Below are 17,987 nucleotides of genomic sequence, written 5' to 3' on the forward strand. Positions count from 1 at the left end.
AATAATACTTTTGCGGTTACGTTATAAAGCATTCTTTAAGTTAGCATTAATGTCATCAAGTTTTTTACCAAATCCATCAAGTATCTTTTTTGCGAAAGTGGAAATGTCTTCCAAGTGTCCGTTAGATAAAATCATCAAGTTCTTAATTTCAAGAAGTGTTGCGTCGCTACTTTGTGCAGAGACACTTATGGATTGAAGAGATGATATGTTTTGTAGTATTTGCAGACCGACTTCATACAGCGCTGTAAATCTCCCGTTCAGCTCTTCGCCTGTATCTTGAGACATGGTTTCAAACCCTTTGGATGTAGCCTCCTGCTGGAACTTTGACCATCCAAATTGTTCGGCTAGCTTGTCCCTATCCTTAATCATAGCACTGATAAGTTCTTTATATTGTTCACGAAGTTTCTTCATCTCGTCACTGTCAATATTCTCACTGTCCCCGTACATATCCCATGTACTGATTAGATTCTGAATCTGGCTTTGGTACTTTGATTGTATGAATCCTCGTATGATTGATTCTTTCAATTTCTCCTCGAAATTATTACACATGTCCTCGTATGAAGTTGCCATGTCGGAAAGCTGAGAAGTGAAATCATCCCTCATTGATTCAAAAGTTATGTTGGAGAATGTTTCTGCTATTTCTTCAACCACTTCTTCCTCTTCCTTAATGAATCGGTCAGCCCATGCGTATTGTTTTTCGAGACTGTCCATTACCCCCTCAACCATTCCAGCCAGTGCGTCTCCCTCTTCAGCTGAAATGATGCCGTCCTTGAACATTTCAGCCATTTGTTCCCTCAATGAATCGATGAAAGGGGTAAGATCCATAGAAAGAGCTTCCAGTACCATGCTTTTGATGATACCGTTGATGAAGTCCTTTGCCGAATCCGCTTTTTTTTCAGCACCGGACCATACGTTTATTAAAGCGTTAGCCAAATTACTAATTTGAGTCTGGGTGTTCTGCCCGAAGATGGCATCCAGTTGAGCCTTCTTATTCTCTTCTATTTGATTGTTTACTTCCTCCAGCTGTTCCTCCCACTCATTCACAAGCGAAGAATCGCCACGCTCACCAAGAGCTTTCTCCGCTTCCAGCCTTTCCAGTATGAGGTCACGCTGCTGCTGGAGGATTTCATTCTGCTGCCGTAGAAGCTCCGCTTTATTCGAGGAATAGGCTTCCGATACTGAATCTGATAGTCTGTCGTAGGCATCCTGCAAGGCTTCCAGTCCCTCGATGTCCGATTCTTTGAACAACTCTTCAGCCCAGCTGTACTTGTCCGACAGCTCCTTGTTCAGGTTGTTTACAATCTGCTCGATGGATAATTGTTCGTCAGCCGTGACAACTCCGTCCTTCCATGCCTCGATAAGTTTCTCACGGATATTCTCTATCACCGGGGAAGCGTCTGCCTTCATGGATTCCGTCACCATGTTCTGAACCATGCTTTCAACGAAATCCTTGGACATTTCCTGTATGCTTCCACCGTTGCCTAAAGCTTCGGTATAGGCAGATACGAAGTTCGCGATGGCCGACTGGATGTCTTCACCGAAGATGGCGTCCTTCATGGCCTCTTTGTTGTCTTCTATCTGAGTGTTTATGTCCTCAAGCTGTTCCTTTAGCTCATCAGAGGACATACCTGCGTCTATGCGTTCTTGTATCAATCGTGCCTGCTCCCTTAAGTTTTCATTTTGCTGCTGCAGTATTCTAACAGATTCGTTTGAGTAGGCTTTAGAAACCTGTTTAGAAAGTTTTTCATAAGCTTTTTGTAATTCATCTAAACCCTCGATAGAACTTGAAACATCTCCAGAACCGCTAGATTCTCCGGGAGTAAAACCTTGGCTCGCTGCCCATTTATCCCATTCTTCCGCAGCATCCGAAGCACCAGCAAAAACTGCTCCTAAGCCGTTATATATATCGGCCATTATGTTGGCCAGCTCCTTTTGCGTGTCCTCAACGGAATCCAGCCCGTACGCGGCACGCATACGCTCCTTGAATGTTTCGAGATAGGTTTGCACATACAATTCCTGAATCATTTGCTTACCTAGTTCATCTATAACTCCTGAACCAACCTCACGGAATTGTTCCCAAGCATCAGTTCCATTTCTGACTGAATCGAAAATGATATCTGTGATGTCTGAGCCCAGGCTTCCGAATGTTGAAGCAAGCATTTCGTCGATTATTGATATATTTTCATCATAAGCATTTTTTAAATCAATAACATTTTGTATCTGTTTCCTTTGCTCGTCCGATATCTGAGTATTGGTTTCGAGAAAAGCTTCTGCGGCTTCTACATTAAATGTTCCATCATCGTTCCAAAGCTCGGGCGCAAGATCTTTCAAAGCCGTGTATTCGTCCTTCTTTCCCCAAAAGTTTGCCCATCCGGATCTATCCTTTGTTTTTACGGCCATCGCCTGCAAGTCGGTATACCCCTTCTCATAAGCCTCCATTAATGCTTTAGTTTCCTCACTAATTTTTTTCCCAAATCCGAAAGAACCGAAAATTGGCGCAAATATGGCTGCACCTAGATTCTTATACTCTTCTTCAATTTCAAAATCCGAAGTTCTTTGAAGTTCTTCATTATACTTCTCGAGAGCTTCCTGAGCGAGCTCATAAGCGTCTCTTGCCTTTTCTATACTGGATGTTCCAAAAATCGAATCATAGTCTTCGTCTTTAAGAGAAAGAGAGATTTTTTCAATCTCACGCAGGAAATCTATCCTGTTCTGTTCATATTCATAAGCTTCTGATTGCAGCTGGGCCATTGAAGCTACTGTTTGAGTTATCATGTTAGATGCACCTCCTACAATAGCTCCTATCCAACCGCCACTTTGAGCACCTTGCCCTGCCGCCTGCAAATTCTGCGAAAATGCACTGAACTGGTCGGAGAACTCTTTGAACTTCGCGTCTCCTGTTGCTTCCGCCAATATGGATACTTGCTCAGCCAGAAAACCTACTGCATCAGAAGCCTCAAGTGCTCCATCTTTAAGATAAGAAACGCCTTTACCATACTCTGCTTCAGATTGACTTTGAAGAAGCTTTTTCTTTTCTTCATTGGTCTCTTCGATTGCTCTTTTTGCAAGTTCGGATGATTCCTTAATCTTTCTGAAGCCCTTAACTATTCCATCAAACGGATAATCTGTTCTCTTGTCGAGCTCGTCCTGTTTTTCTATGAGAGCGTCATATATTTCTTTGATGGATTCAGCGTCTCCCTTGAGCGCTTCCAACTGATCTTCCGTAAATCCAAGCGGCTTCTCAATGCTTATACCAGATAAGTATTCGACAAGTGTTTTCGCCTCTGCTATTACTTTCTTGAGTGATGCTTTTGTCATTGAAGAGGAATCCGAAAACAAACGTGCGAATATGCCGGAATCGTTGACAAGAGCCTTGGACTCTTCATCCGTTATTTCTTTCACGGCCTTGGCGGCCTTCTCCTTGGCAACCTTGATGGCACGGTCAATATTGGCAGAATTTTCTTCTGTGCGTTGTGTCTCCAGATACGTTATGTCTTCATTCAGTTGTTTCTCGATAGCCTCTCTTTGAGCGGCGTAATCCTGATATTTCTCCAGCATTGATTGTAGTTTCTGCTGTTCTTCTTCAACGAGGCCAGATAACCCTTCTTTACGTTTTTCGTCAGCAAGAGTTTTCATTTGCTTCACTTCATCAGTCTCTCCATATTTAGCCTTCGCCTTATTGTAAGCGTCAATTTCTTTCTGATAGTCCAGCTCGATTTGCTTTCTTTTCTTCTCGGAGCCTTCCTGCATCAGATTGATTTCATCTTGCTGGTTTTGGAAACGAAGCTGGAGAAGTGCTTCGGCAAGTTGCTCTTGTTCTTTCTTTTCTTCTTCAGCTCTTTTTTTGGCATCATTAATGGCCTTGTCGGATGTTATTCCTCCAAGTGATTCGTATTTCTTCTTTTTATCATCATAGTCTGTTTTCGCATCTTCATATTGTTTTGAGGTGAAAGCTTTCTTGTCATTTTCAATCTCTTCAAGCTTCTTTTTAGCCTCCTCCCATGCTTTCTTGGCAGCGTCGTAATCTTTCTGGTAATTAGTTTGATTTTCCTTTGCGTCAATGCGAGACTGCTTTGTTGATTTTGCAGTATCAATCAACGTCTTAATGTCTTTTACCTCAAATAACGCTTCGTCAGATAAAGAGCCTTTTACATCAATAGGAAGGCGCATTTTTATTTTCCCATTTTCACCTTTCCCCTTTATTCGCTTTTCGAGTTCTGATATATATCGGTCAAACTCGTTAATATCAATATCTTTTAAACTGGAAATAAATTGTTCGGAAATTCCTTTCCCTTTATCCTGTAATAATATATCGCGTTCAGCACGAAGTTCTTTTAGTTTCTTCACATAACCATCAACTCCCTGCTGACCAGAAAGTGATTTCAGGAGATTTTCATAATATGCAATTTCACTTTCAATATTAGCAAAATCCTGTTTCTGTTTTTCTCCAGCCTGCCTTGCGTCTTCTTCAGAAATTTTTTGTTTGAGTTTTAGTATGTCAGCAAGTTTGATAGTCTCTATGTCATATTGTGCAAATATCTTCGGATATTCTTTCCGTAACTCCGCAAGGCTTTGTCCTCTTTGTAAGTCGGATAAGGCAATGTCTCTCGAACTTTCAATAAGAGCATCAATCTTTCTTTTATGATCTTCTGCTTCCTTTTGTGCTTCCTGCTGCCTCTCATTCAACCTTTTCTGCGCTTTTTCGGCTTCAGTGGAACTATCATGAAAATTCCATATAGCGGCTGCCACTCCTGCGACTGCAGCTGCAACGGCTACATAAGGATTTGCAAGCATAGTTGCATTCAGTAGCATCTGTGCCTTTTGTGTCGCAACAAGCCATCCGTAATGGATTACTTCTTTTGTAGTTAAAGCAGCAATCCCTGTTGCTTGCAATGACTGCAAAGCGGTTACAGTCATAACAGCTACTTTGTACGTACCATAAACTGCGACAAGACTTGCAATAACAGTTCCAACTTTCTCGTAATTCTCAATTAAAGAAGAAACTCCGCTAAGAGCCTCATTGATAACTCCCTCGTTGGCCTTACCGATTTCATTGAACATCGTTTCAATGGAATCTTCAATGTTGGATATTTGCCCAGCGATGGTTTTAGATTGTGCCTCCATCAGGCCACCGAACTTACCGCCTTCATTGGTGAGTTTTTCAATGACTTCCTGTACTTCTGGGAAGCCTACTTTTCCAGCTTCCACCAATCCTTTCACTTCATTCTCGGCAACACCGAATTTGTCGGCCAGCATTTCAATCATAGGAATACCACGACTGGTGAACTGGTTGAAATCTTCTGTGTACAGACGGCCCTGAGCACGGGTCGTACCATACAAATACACTAAATCGCCGAGTGGAATGCTAAGACCGGCGGCAATATCACCAAGCCTGATAAGAGTTTCGTTGACACGTTCCGCTTCAATTCCGTATGCAAGGAGTTGTTTGGCGCCACCGGCCACGTCCTGCAAACTGAACGGAGTTGTTGCGGCTGTCCGTATCATTTGCTCCATAAGCTTTTCAGCTTGCTCTTTGCTACCAAGCATGGTAGTAAAAGCAACTTCAAGTTTCTGGAACTCTCCACGGATTTGTGCAGCCTTCGATATGAATTCTTTGGCCGAAAAACCGACACCGATTGCCGCCGCAGACCTTGCAAGGCGATTAAACAAATCTTCGATGTTTCCACCTTCTTTTTCTACGGTTCTTGAAACAGACTTGACGCCATTTTCTGTTTCTTGTAGTTTACGAAGTAAATTGGTGTTATCACCAGTGATGTCAAAATGCAATCCTGCCATAGTCTTTTCGTCCTTAGATGAGCGGCGTACAACATCATACGCTTCTGCAAAGTTAGAAAAAATGTGATACATCCAATAAAAACGCTATAAGATAATTTTCTGATATTCTTGATATTTTAATTTGGTTGCCAATATTATATATAATATCTTTGCATTGTTATACTATAACAGATAACATAATATGGACTTCAAGGACGCAATACTGCAATTATCAGATAAGATATCAAAGCAAATAGACGGAATATCAACAGAGGAAGCTACAAAGACGGCATTTATCATGCCGATGATTTCTGCCCTTGGATATGACGTATTCAATCCGTTCGAGGTAATGCCGGAGATGGACTGCGACCTTGCCAAAAGAGGTGAGAAGATAGACTATGCCATCATAAAAGAGGAACAACCAGTCATTCTTATCGAGTGTAAACATTGTAAACAGAATCTAAGTCTGCACAACACACAGCTTGCCAGATATTATGTCGCATCGAATGCTCGTTTTGGTATATTGACAAACGGAATAGAATATCGTTTTTACGCAGATCTTCATAAAGTGAATGTCATGGATGAAAAGCCATTCTTGATTGTGAATATGTTGAACCTGTCAGATGAAGATATAGAGCAGCTTAAAAGGTTCCATAAGTCGTATTTCGATGAAAGGGAAATACTAAGTACGGCACAGGAATTGCAGATAACCATCCAACTAAAAAAACTTCTTGAACAGAATTTAAAGCAACCGGGCGATGAGTTTACAAGATATTTTGTACGGGCGTTGAATGACGGCAAATCAAGTACGAAACAGATTGAACAATACCGTCCAATCATCAAAAAGTCAATCGCCTCCGTCATCGGGGACATGATTGCAGACAGGCTGACCACAGCCATACAGATAGGAGAATGTCAGTCGGAAACGCAGCCGTCCGCCGACGGAATTGTGGCCACGGATGAAAAACGGTGTGTTACAACTACGAAAGAAGAAATTGACGCATACCACATCATCAAGGATATATTAAAACAATATGTGGATGAATCACGTATCAGATACATTGATTTCAAGAATTACTTTGCCATTAATCTGGATGGGTATTATCGCAGATGGATATGTCGGTTGTCATTAGAAAACAATAATAAACGTATAGGCGTCCCGATTAACGGTTATGGTAGTTGCGAGTGGATTAAACTTGAAAGCATTGAGGATATCCGTAAATATCAAGACAAGCTAAAGATGGGACTTGATGTGGCACTGGCGGCATATGAAAATGATAGGAACAGAAATAATATTAAATAATATTCTAACTATGAAGATGATTTTACTTATTCTAATTGTGATTGTTCTATCAATGTCTGGATGCACTCACAAATCAGACATACGTAATACAAAGTGGCAGTCTATTGATTCTTTAAATATGATTGAATTCAGAGACTCAACATGTTTATTTGTGGACATATCAAAATACACAGGAAACAAGGATTCGATTTGGGCCAAATACACAAACGTACAAGATACGATTACTTTGATTCCACTACAAGAACATATCACGTTTAATACTCGTTTTCTTGTAACTGATAGTGGTTTGGTGAATCTTAAAAAACATATAGTCGTTGCTAAGGAAATCAAGTGACTAAAAATGTTCTGTTTTTAATATTTATCGGGGACTCCAAAAGTGCTTCCCCCGATATTTTTTTGCCTTGTATGTTCTACTTTTAAGATTTTTCCTTAAGCAAGCCAAGTATCAAGTCCCTGTTCTTGGGATCATCCGCATTGATAATTTCCAGATTGTCCGTAATGCCAAGCTTCTTCCTTTCTTCGGGTGACAAGTAAACAGAGGTGATGGAGTCGGCCATCAGCATCTGAAGGTTGGCATAACTAATGCCCCATACTACGTATTCCATACTCCAGCCATATCGCTGACAAGCCCAGTCGATAATGGTTCCGTATGTACTCTTTCCACAGAAAGAGAGGTTGCCTGTGTTCTTCTTTATAGCCATAATACGGTTTCGCTCAGCATGTTCTTTATCCAGTCCAAGGTGAACGATATATTCAGATACATTCTCATGGCTGAATGTCATGACAAGAAGCTGCGCAAGCTCTTCATCATTAAGTTTCTTGCGGAACAAATCGGCACGTTTGCTTACCTTGCCTTCGTTCTGGATGTCGCATTTGCGTTTCAGGCTATGATAAGCCAGTATTCTGCACACAAGCTCTTTCTTTTCGGTGGCCAGCCTGTACGCTTCAAGATACGGATTGGATGATAGGATCTGTTTGTTTACTCCGAGGCCATTCGTGAGGCGTGAAAGGAGATATCTCTTTCCAAGGGTTGGAGGGTACAGATAGAAACGTCTTCTGCCGATGAGGAAACTTACAGGCTTTTCCATGATGGTATCGGCGATATTCATTTCAATGGTTTCTTTGTAATCCATATCTTTCATATGATGGTATAAAAAAACACGTGGGTACAAAGCCCCCACGCTCGGCAAATTCGTTGATTATACGGTTTTTATACTGTCAACTGTGTGTAATTCAGTTACTCAGCTACAATCTTTTGGATCTTTACAGCATCGCCAGTTTTCGGTTTAAGCACATCAAATGTGTAAACCTTTACAAGTCCGTTTTCTGCGTCGTACGTCTTTTGTACATTCACAGATGATCTGTCTATCAGAACCCCCAAAGCTTCTGGATTTTCTGGAGTTACACGTACTGAATATTCATCTTCAACAACACCTTCTGAATCGGTGATAGGGTCAGTACGTTCTGGAACTTGTCGCACATTGAAAGCAAGCTGATAAGTGTTTTTCTTGTACTTGACAGCTTCATTCTCGCCACCTTCAATTTTTGCTTCTATTTTGTCTCCTTGTGTAGTGGTGAGCTGTGTCGTTCCTTCTACAGGAGTAGCAAATACTTCCCATGATGCCTCTGGCTCTTGTCCCAATTTCTTTACTTCAATCTTGGGTTGTCCCCATGATACTGTTACGGTATTTTCTGCCATAGTGTTATTCGTTTACTTGTTTATACAATAATTTGTTGTTGATGAAGTGTTCGTCTTTCCCGTTGACGGGCATCACACGCTGCTTGTCGAGCGTAAAGCGGAAACCGGCCCCACGCCCAACTTCCAGAACATCAATCGCAGTTCTACAAAGTTCACGACACCGAGGATCGTTCATCTCAGCCTGTCCGTCACGGATATTGTCTTTTACATAGATGTTCACATTCACGAAAGCCTCCTGTATTTGGCCGCTTCCGTTGTCAAGGATGGATATGACTATATCTTCCTTGTCAGATCCTGATGGTCTTTTTGAAGCCTTACAGAGCTTTCCTGTCACGGCACGCTCCAAAGCAGAACCTTTGATGTGATTGTAAATATCATCTTTGATGTCAATATCCGATTTCATGAAGCTATCTGCGATTTAAGTTTCTGCATCATACTTGGCAACTGCTGTCGTGCGAACAGTTCGGCGGACGCAAGCACAACCTTGTTGTCCATTGCTTCCACGTATTCGGCATAGTTCATACCGGCTACCACGACAAGCGCATATCCGCTACGGTATTTTCTGGCGATTTCTTCAGCAAGCGTCTTTCCTGTTTCAGGCCCTTCGGAACCGTTCTTTACAACGGTGAAATCTGAATACTTGATTATTTCCCCTCCGGAAGCAATGACATAGCCGATGGAGCTTCTCAGATTTCCTGTACGGTCTATCCAGCTTTCTTCTGGCGACCTGTCGCGTGCTTCGATGACGCATTTCTCGCCAAGATATGATAGGGCACGTAGCGTTAATCTATTTACCCTATCCATCTCTTTGAGGATGGCGTCATGGATGGCCGATTCAGATGTAACCAGTTTTATACCCATATCCTTGCGTTCAGTTGGTCTCTTTGAAAACCAAGTACCTTGGCTTCTACGAGGATGCTTCCGTCTTTTCGAGAAACACGAACCTGTTCATCTTTTTTAAAATCCTTGCAATCCCTGTCCATGTAGATGATGTACCGATAGACAGAAGTTGTTCCGTCATCAAAAACTCTGACCTCAGCCTTTCCTCCGTTCGGCTCGCACCTGCAAGGTATTTCACCTGCAAACGATGTCTCGCCGGGGTGGAAATCACCGTTTTCGTCTTCACGTCCTTCTGTGGTTATTTGGTAGGATAACGTGTGAGGTCTGAATGATACAATCATGGCTAATAGTTTACGATGGTTACGGTAGGCTCCTTTTCATCAGTCACTTCATCTTCCCCAATGGAGGTGTAGATGGAATTTGCAATCTTTAGAATGGAAGTCTTGTCTGACTGGCTGATTGATACTCCGCCCTCCGAAATGTTGGGCGAAGTAACCAATCCAACCAAGCAATCCGCAACGCATCCACGAAAATCCTTTCCACGGGCTGTTTCAGGGTCAAATTCGTCGTCCTTGTTCAGGCCACGCACAATGAGTTTGTTTTCCAGATACCCGGTTGGTAGGGGATAGTGTATTTCGTCACGGAGTGCTTCGAGGATTGTTTTCATACCTTATTCAGCTACATAAGACTCAACGGCCTCTTTCAGTTTGTTTTCTTTGGCCTCGCTCAACTTGTTTACGGCTGCAATCAGATCCTCGTCAGATGTATTGGCATCAAAACTGGAGCCGGCAATCTTATTCAGTTCGGCTACAAAGTTTGCTTTGGTGTAAGTCTTTCCCCAGATGGTTATCTTCTCATCGGAAGCGTCACTCTCTTCTGCGGACGTGTCCACTTCCTGAGCTTCTGAGATATCGAGCACATAGATTTGGTCAACATCCTCGATGATGGGAGCCACGAATGCTTGGCCTCCTGTAATCTCCCGTAACGGGTTAGTCAAGGAGTACTTGGAAATGAGCTTGAACCCATCCACTTCCTGATAGTCCACATTCTTCACAGGGTTCGTCTTTTCAGCCAAGCGGCCATACACCAGTGTACCTACCACTTCGTTGCAGATGAAGACAAGGCGGTTGGCATTCCAAGGCTTCATGGAAACCTTCTTTCCGTCTTTTTCGAAGATGACGGAGCGGTCAATTACCTTGAACGAAATGCCGTTGTTGTCGTCGGCAAATGCTTCGTTGAACTTCGTGGCGGTAGGCGTGGGAAGGATAGTGTCCTTGGTGAAGGACTGCCCGTTATAGTTAGCCACAAGTTCCTTGGCCTCCTTCGTCTGGCGCAACTTGTTGTAAGTCGATTTGGCAATACAAATTTGGATGATGGAATTTCCGTCTGCATCTGCCTTGTTGATGACACGCTTGATGTCCTCCAACGAAGGAAGTCCTTTGGTGGTTGCACCGAACGTGTTTGCGGCGAGATAGTTGAAGTTCAGTCGGAGCAATGCGTTCGGAGTGTCTTCGTCCTTGATGGCCACATAGCCGTTGGAAAGTGCAAACAGGAAGTTGTACTCGTTTCTTTCGTCAATACCTACTGAGCAGGCAACAGCGTCGTCAGATAACTTTTTCACAATCTTCTGAGCGTTACCGCCCTGCGCTTCCATCACATTGATGTTGTTGATGTCAGACTCCTTCAGGATTTTCGACATGCCGATTTTCGGCAACTTGCCGTTGGCCGAAGCGATGCTGTCACGGCTCTTAACGGGAAGTTCAGAGTCAACAGCTACAAAGTCGGCTGCCACATAAGTGGTATTTACCGACGTGCTTTCCCATTTGTTGTCAGGAGAATACTCCTGTCTCAACATGGCATTTTCTCCCTTATGGAGATAGGTAAGGTTCTTGTTGCGCTTACCGTTAACTTTCTCAATCAGTCGCTGGAGTTTCGGGAAAAACTTGGCGACATATTTTGCAAACAATGATTCATTCATACGTTACCTCCTTTTTTAGTCGTGTTCAAACACAAGTGTTGGTACAGCGGCCTTCAACGCTGCCTTGATGCTATCCAGCGGATAGGGGCTTGCCTTGTCGTTCACTACACCTGTGTGCATGATGGACACGAACGGTTCTTTTACAGATTTGGTGGCCACACATACGCCTACATACTCGTGACTGCCGGGAAGGCTGTCGTATGCGTCCCCTCCAGAGTTCAGCGGCATCGGCTTGTAAGTGTCACTTGCCGTGTCGCGGATAATGACATGACCGGCTCTGATGTATTCTCCTTTAAAGCTGCTTACGTCCAAAACTTTTCCGCCTTTTACACCAGCGATGTATTTGCGGATTACAATCGGGTCGTTACCGAAACCGAAGGATTCAATGGTACCTACATCTACTGCTCCCATTTTCTTACTTTTTTTTAAGTTTTACAAATCGGCCAAAGCGTCGATTTCAGCGTCGCTTAACGGCTCTTCTTTTTGCTTTACACCTCCTGCGCCCGGCGGATTCCCAAGTGTGGAAAGTCCTGCATTGGCACGTTCTTGGTTGTAAGCTTTCAAATCCGCTTCAACTTCGGAAATGAATTCGTCAAACTCGTCGTCGTTTTCAAACTTCATCTTTGAGAAGCTTTTCAACGTGCGGGTTCCGAATGCTCCTGTGTCCTTCAATACGGCTTCCAGCTTGGCTTTCTGCTCGGAGATTTTCTTTTCTCCTTCCAGTGCGGTAATCTTTCCTGTAAGCGTTTCAATGGTTTTCACCATGTCTTTTGCCCATTCTGGAGCATCGTCGTCATTCTTTCCTTTGTTCTGTGGATTCTTTTTTGAACCAGTCTGACGTTGCTGTTTTTGTCCCGATGTGTCGTCATCGTCGTCATCATCGGCATCGTCATCTGGATCAGGGTGATTTTTCTTCCATTCGTCAAGCAAACGGTTGGCTTGCGACTGGCCGAAAGTGAGGTAGGGGAGAACCGCTTCAATCTGTTCATCAATCTCTGCGTTTACATCCTCTTCGGAGGCATCTTCTTCGGATTTCAGGTTATCGGCAATCTTGGCGGCAATACCCTGAAGCTCCTTCTTGTTGAACCCTAACGCCTTCGCTTTAAGTTTCAACCTTACAAAAACTTGCTGCTTTCTGTTCATTGTTACTAATTTTGGTTTTATGAAAATAGCCTGCGAGCAGTACATGCAAGCAGGCTATCATAGGACACACTTTTGTAGCAATGAAAGTCTTTACGACAAGTCCTGTAACATGTAGCTTCACATGCTGGGACAAAGATAAACAAAAGTGTTTGAAAAACAAATATTTTTATTGAAAAAATAATGGACGCTATGGTTGTATCATTTATTCACGAAGGTATCGGTATGCCGAAATGTATTTGTTCAATCTGACTATATCGTTTTCTGTAACCTGCGCAAGCCTTGTTATGTCGAGATTATCTTCAAGGTCGTGGATTTTGACTTGTCGCCCTATAGGATTAAGGCGTGACCGTTTTATAAATTCATCGTAGCTCTCGTCTTCGTTGCGTGTCACAGATAGTACGGCGTCAACAATGGTACGTGGAAATCCTTTGGCAAGCAAATCGGATGCAGAGGTTTCACTGTCTTCGATTACATCGTGCAACAAGGCAACAATTTTTTCTTCATCTGTCAGACAGCGGTTTGCCACACGTATCGGGTGGAAAATGTAGGGTGCGCCAGCCTTGTCGGTCTGCCCTTCATGTGCCTTGGTTGCAATGGTGAGGGCAATGTCAAGCAGTTCATTAGTATTTGTCATATTCTTCCTTTCCAATTTCTTCTCCTCCAAGTATGATATTTCCTACAGCTTCATACGATTGGCTGACTTCCACTTCTTTTCGTCCACGATGTTTGAGGAAAGTAGTAGTGTGGCCGTCGGAAGCGGACAGCCTGATACAGGCTTCTTCAAAGTCATCTTTGATATAGACCATATCACCATTATTCAACTTTTCAAATAGAATTCTTTGGTTCATAATTGTATGTAAAGATAGTGATTTTTATTGGAAATGACTATAATATTCAGCCGATTTTTTGGCTATTTCTATGGCTTTTGGGTTGGATTTGTCCATCATTCTCCATTCCTCATAATATTTGTGCCCGAGCCCGCCTTCAAGTCCTGTTTCCTTGTGGATTTCGTTCCATCTGTTCTCTCCAAGTATGCGTTTGGCTTCTTCCGGCAGTTCTTTTGCATAAATCATCCGGTCTGTGTTTACCTGTATCTCAGCGGTCAATTCATTAGAGGTACGGATATTGACAATGTTCCCACTATATCCCATAAAAGATTCAGGCTTTTGCCGTTTCAGTCTGATAAAAGATGGTAGGTTGTTCAGTTCTTTTAGGATACTTTCGATTTCGGATTTCGGAGCAATAATGGTAGTCCTGACAGCATCTTTTATATCGTATGGAGTCACATGTTCGGTATTGACCTTTCTCGTTATGGACGACTTGCTTTTATAATTGACAGGTGTAACATAACCACTATATCGGGAAGCTATTCCCTCGGCAAGCGACTGCACTTCATTTCCAACATCGGATGCACGTTGCATCACTTCAGATACGGATTTTTCAGTCGATATGTTTTGGAATATTTCTTTGTTGTCTTTCAGGAAATAGGGCAAAGTTCCATTGGCGTTTGCTTTTTCTATCCTGACTGAATTCTCGAGAACCCATTTCTTAAATTGGTCAGGAACATCCCTTACGCTGTTTACACTATCCGTTGACGCTTCGCTTCTTCCGTCCCAGCTCCAGAACTCTTCTTCTGTTTTGAGGATGGGTATTTTATAGCAACGGCAAAGCGGGTGCCAGCCTGTCCACACAAAATCTTTCGGGTATTTCCCTGCCAGCGTGTCGCAAATGTCGGTGAACGGCTTTCCGTTCAAGGTATGATTTCCGCTCAATTTGATTTCATAGCCAACCACAAAATCCATCTGTTCCCAACGCTTGTTTTCGGCGGCCCGGTAAGCCATGTTGATTTCAGATGCGGCCAGACGGATAGAACGGTACTCGCAGTCCATCGCCTTGCTTGCAATACCGAACTTCTCTTTATAGTCCTTTTGTAGTTGCGGGAAGTCTTGCAGATATTTTGATATACGTTTACTCAGCGTGACGGCACTCATTCCTTTCTCTATGGCGCAGGATATGGCATCCTCCAGCTCTTTCTTGTAAACGGAAGACTGGCTCCACAATTTGTCTGAAACGTTAAACCCTTTATCCTTCCGGTTTTGGAAAGCTTCCAGTGCATCAGAATTTGTTTGATACAGGACTTTGTACTTTTCCTTGTCAACCACCGCTTCGTATGCTTTCAGTACGTTGTTTGCCAACAGATCCTGCACCTCGTTGCTGTTCTTCCATTCGTCACCGGTTCCACGGTAAATGACGGCACCTATATCCTCGACAAACCGTTTCTGTATTTCGGCCATCTTCTTTTGTGTCTCTGGGTAATGCGAGAAACTGAAAGGCTCTTCAACGGCATCATCAATGCCAAGGTTCTCAACCAGCTTTGCCGCTTCCAGATTCAGTGTCTCGTAAACAGACTGGATGAGCGAGACATATCCGGCCAACCGTTTGCTCAGTTCGCCGTACTTGTTCTTTTGGTTGGGAGTTTTGGGCTTTGTCATCGTTTCTTCTCAAATCTGTCACATACATCCCTGTTCAGGAACATGCTCCGTTTCTGAAAGGGGCATTTACACATGAAGTATTCACCTTTCAGGTTCTTTTCGTGGTAATCGTATGCGTGACGGCAGTCACGGCATCGGTAATTTGTTTGACTTACTACATTCTTTTTGGCCATATCAAAGAGCTGTTTCAGTGAGCGCGTTTGTCATTCTTGCCTGCAAAGCCATTTCGTCCTCTTTCTGGATCTGCTTCAAAGTCTTTTCAGCATCATTGGAGTAACCGGCCATTTTAATGGATTCAAGCTGGCTGAAAATGGCCTTTCCTCCATTCCCTTTCTGCAATCGGGTAATCATGGCCGTTTCGTCATTCTGTATGAATGGCGTGATGACGTGTTCAACCTCGACATTATCTACTTCTTTTGCCCAAGAAGTATTCATCATTTTCAGGAACTGCTTGATGACACTGCATTCACGCTCAAAGAACTCAATCCACGGGCCGCTTTCGTCACCTACTTTCAGATGCGCGTCGGTCAGTAGCATTTGCCTTGCGTCATAACCGATGCTTCCAAGTGATTTCATGTTCTCAAATGAAACATCAGGCATCTGCGACTGCATGAAGAACAACTTAAGCAATGTGTCCACATGATATTTCAACGCCTCGATAGCTTGGCTCCATGAGACGTAAGCAATATCCCCTCCGTTCTTAAGCTGATAAACCCTTCGGCTTTCTCCCTTGTTTTCACTTCCAGTCAAATCTCCAACTACCTTCAGTATGGGCGATGAATTGTAGGCTATCACATCGCTGTTTCGGGACAATGTATATTCTATTTCCTCCCGGATGTGCGAAAGTCCGTGGTAGATAGGCTCCGGCCTACAAGCGTACGCACCGGGTATCTTGAGCAGGCTGACAGGTTCGGACATGACAAGTTCCCAGCCGTTTCCTGCCTGTTTCCACAGGTAGTGTTGATTGGCAGTGTAGGTTTCAAAGTAGATTATTTCCACATCCTTCACCTTCTTCTTGTATTGGAAGGACATGGCCAGCATATCGCCAAGTTCATCAATCAGCGGATAGAGCAATACTCCATCCATAGGGGAATATGTCTTGCACTTCAGCTTGTAATCGCTTTCAAAACCATACAAAGTATTCTTTTTCTGAACGACATACCAGATAGTGAATATCTCGCAGGATGCAAAGTAAGCCACGCCACGTTTGATGTTTTCGGAGTCAATGCGTGCGTATTTGTAGATAGCCTCGATAGCCTTGGCGATTTGCTGTCTGATCTCATTTCCTTCAGTGTTGTGGTAGATGCGTTTCACCGGGATGGCGTACATGAACTCAGTAATTCGTTTGGTAAGAAGCTTTTCAAGTCCAACGTAAATGCGGGAGGCTATTTCGATAACCCCGTCAGAACGTTCCTTGTCCTTTCGGTTGCAATGGTCTTGAACAATCTTATGCTTGGTAGGTTCATAGTCGTTTATCAACTTGTCCCATTCGGGTATGTCAATGCTCTTCTCCTTGAGGTCATTGATGATGTCCGTTACGTTTCTTGACGGGTCGAGTATTGCGGTTATTTCGTCCATAAGCGTGCTCCGTACTCCTTCATACGGTGATTGGTTATTGTGCAAAGTTAACAATAAATGTTTGTTTTTCAATCATATTTGTTGGATAATTGTAGTTGATAAGATATTTGGTGGTCGAAATTGATTAAAATATCTCTTTTTATGTTTATTTTTGGTTGAAAATTTAAGGTTGCAATAACATATTACTTTTTTGAGATCACATGCTTTAAATTTGATGTAATATTTTAATAGCATTATTATGGAAAAGAATAAGCGACGTAAAGATAGTCAAGAATTGCCTGATATTAATAATGAATTATCTGATCATACTAAATATGCATGGTTAAAAAATATATTAAGGAAAATATTTACGATTCAAACAATTGGATTAATTGTAGCAATAATTGCAACTATAATTTCTTATGTGCAATACCGGAATGAAAAGATGCAAGTTGAAGCCTTGAAATTAGAAAAGTTGAATGATGATAAAATTAAATATCATGATGACTTAGTTTTACGTTTAGGTGGATATGAGCTAAAGAATAATGAGACTTATGATATAGATGTGATATATTCTAACAAGGATGCAGGATATGCACTTACGTTGCAATTGTATAATGGAGGAAAATTGAATGCAAATAATATTCTGATCAGATTTGATGGCAAAAGGAAAAGTTATATTATGAAAGGATATCGCTCTAAGAATGAATTTGACTTTGAGAAATCTGGTGGTGGCGAATTTATGGTTGAGTATTTATATCCACAAGAAGTGGCAACTTATGGAATTATTTATTTCCCTAATAATGTAAGTCAAGGAGATGAAGATAATTGTAGGTTTGTGTGTAGTTGCGATGATAAGGCGAATCCTTATGTCGTATATTTGAATATGAGATTATTTCAGTTCGATTCTATTGAAGAGTATATTTCATACATTAATTTGAAGTCTGGGTCAAAAGAAATTGCTGAAAGATATTGGTTGGATGAAAATAAATTTCTTCTTCATTGTGTATCGAAGCTCGGAGAAGATAAAACAGTTCAATTGGATGGTACTGTATATAAGATAATTAAGAATAACGGGATTTTACAATTACAGAGTATTTCTGATAAAAATCTTAAGTAGTTGATTTAGGATAGTAGAATCTTAAGTGATATCTGTATAACACTTGTGTGGTCTTTGCTTTGTCTCTGCAAAATGGGATA

General features: G+C 42.3%; 17 protein-coding genes. 3 read left to right on the forward strand and 14 right to left on the reverse strand.

Annotated features, from left to right (window positions below):
- Positions 1-21: 21 nt before the first annotated feature.
- Positions 22-5,796, reverse strand: a complete 5,775-nt coding sequence (locus tag HF894_RS02585) for a tape measure protein (protein WP_204970986.1) — start codon at positions 5,794-5,796, stop codon at positions 22-24.
- A 181-nt stretch (positions 5,797-5,977) separates the two neighbouring features.
- Between HF894_RS02585 and HF894_RS02590 the strand changes: the two genes are divergently transcribed.
- Together HF894_RS02590 and HF894_RS02595 are read left to right on the forward strand one after the other, a co-directional pair.
- Positions 5,978-7,078 (forward strand): type I restriction endonuclease, encoded by a 1,101-nt coding sequence (locus tag HF894_RS02590; protein ID WP_204970987.1) that lies wholly within the window; start codon positions 5,978-5,980, stop codon positions 7,076-7,078.
- A 10-nt stretch (positions 7,079-7,088) separates the two neighbouring features.
- Positions 7,089-7,412, forward strand: a complete 324-nt coding sequence (locus HF894_RS02595; protein ID WP_218417843.1) for a hypothetical protein — start codon at positions 7,089-7,091, stop codon at positions 7,410-7,412.
- Positions 7,413-7,494: 82 nt separating this feature from the next.
- Here HF894_RS02595 and HF894_RS02600 read toward each other — a convergent pair whose 3' ends face one another.
- From HF894_RS02600 to HF894_RS02660, 13 genes are all read right to left on the reverse strand, one after another.
- Positions 7,495-8,211, reverse strand: coding sequence for a hypothetical protein (locus tag HF894_RS02600; protein WP_204970988.1), 717 nt, complete (start codon positions 8,209-8,211; stop codon positions 7,495-7,497).
- Between the two features lie 104 nt (positions 8,212-8,315).
- Positions 8,316-8,777 (reverse strand): hypothetical protein, encoded by a 462-nt coding sequence (locus tag HF894_RS02605; RefSeq protein ID WP_204970989.1) that lies wholly within the window; start codon positions 8,775-8,777, stop codon positions 8,316-8,318.
- A 4-nt stretch (positions 8,778-8,781) separates the two neighbouring features.
- Positions 8,782-9,180: a hypothetical protein gene (locus tag HF894_RS02610; protein ID WP_204970990.1), complete on the reverse strand. Its 399-nt coding sequence runs from the start codon at positions 9,178-9,180 to the stop codon at positions 8,782-8,784.
- On the reverse strand, positions 9,177-9,638 hold the full coding sequence (locus HF894_RS02615; protein ID WP_204970991.1) for a hypothetical protein: 462 nt from the start codon (positions 9,636-9,638) through the stop codon (positions 9,177-9,179). The genes HF894_RS02610 and HF894_RS02615 overlap by 4 nt, the downstream gene beginning before the upstream one ends.
- The gene (locus HF894_RS02620) at positions 9,629-9,958 is read right to left on the reverse strand and encodes a hypothetical protein (protein ID WP_204970992.1); all 330 of its coding nucleotides are present in this window, start codon (positions 9,956-9,958) and stop codon (positions 9,629-9,631) included. The genes HF894_RS02615 and HF894_RS02620 overlap by 10 nt, the downstream gene beginning before the upstream one ends.
- Positions 9,959-9,960: 2 nt before the next feature.
- Positions 9,961-10,284: a DUF6706 family protein gene (locus HF894_RS02625; protein WP_204970993.1), complete on the reverse strand. Its 324-nt coding sequence runs from the start codon at positions 10,282-10,284 to the stop codon at positions 9,961-9,963.
- Between the two features lie 3 nt (positions 10,285-10,287).
- The gene (locus HF894_RS02630; RefSeq protein WP_204970994.1) at positions 10,288-11,595 is read right to left on the reverse strand and encodes a major capsid protein; all 1,308 of its coding nucleotides are present in this window, start codon (positions 11,593-11,595) and stop codon (positions 10,288-10,290) included.
- Positions 11,596-11,610: 15 nt separating this feature from the next.
- A complete protein-coding gene (locus HF894_RS02635) occupies positions 11,611-12,006 on the reverse strand; it encodes a hypothetical protein (RefSeq protein WP_204970995.1) in 396 nt (131 codons plus the stop codon).
- A gap of 21 nt (positions 12,007-12,027) precedes the next feature.
- A complete protein-coding gene (locus tag HF894_RS02640) occupies positions 12,028-12,738 on the reverse strand; it encodes a hypothetical protein (protein WP_204970996.1) in 711 nt (236 codons plus the stop codon).
- Between the two features lie 202 nt (positions 12,739-12,940).
- Positions 12,941-13,372, reverse strand: a complete 432-nt coding sequence (locus tag HF894_RS02645; protein ID WP_204970997.1) for an HD domain-containing protein — start codon at positions 13,370-13,372, stop codon at positions 12,941-12,943.
- Entirely contained in the window at positions 13,359-13,586 is a 228-nt protein-coding gene (locus HF894_RS02650) for a hypothetical protein (protein WP_204970998.1), read from the reverse strand. Before HF894_RS02650 ends, HF894_RS02645 begins: the two co-directional genes overlap by 14 nt.
- Before the next feature lie 24 nt (positions 13,587-13,610).
- Entirely contained in the window at positions 13,611-15,230 is a 1,620-nt protein-coding gene (locus HF894_RS02655; RefSeq protein ID WP_204970999.1) for a hypothetical protein, read from the reverse strand.
- A gap of 174 nt (positions 15,231-15,404) precedes the next feature.
- Positions 15,405-16,808: a phage portal protein gene (locus tag HF894_RS02660; RefSeq protein ID WP_204971000.1), complete on the reverse strand. Its 1,404-nt coding sequence runs from the start codon at positions 16,806-16,808 to the stop codon at positions 15,405-15,407.
- A gap of 238 nt (positions 16,809-17,046) precedes the next feature.
- Between HF894_RS02660 and HF894_RS02665 the strand changes: the two genes are divergently transcribed.
- Positions 17,047-17,907 carry a hypothetical protein gene (locus HF894_RS02665; protein WP_204971001.1) on the forward strand — a complete coding sequence of 287 codons (861 nt, stop codon included), beginning with the start codon at positions 17,047-17,049 and terminating at the stop codon, positions 17,905-17,907.
- Positions 17,908-17,987: the final 80 nt, after the last annotated feature.

The sequence above is a fragment of the Caecibacteroides pullorum genome, from assembly GCF_019239235.1.
Lineage (GTDB): Bacteria > Bacteroidota > Bacteroidia > Bacteroidales > Bacteroidaceae > Bacteroides > Bacteroides pullorum.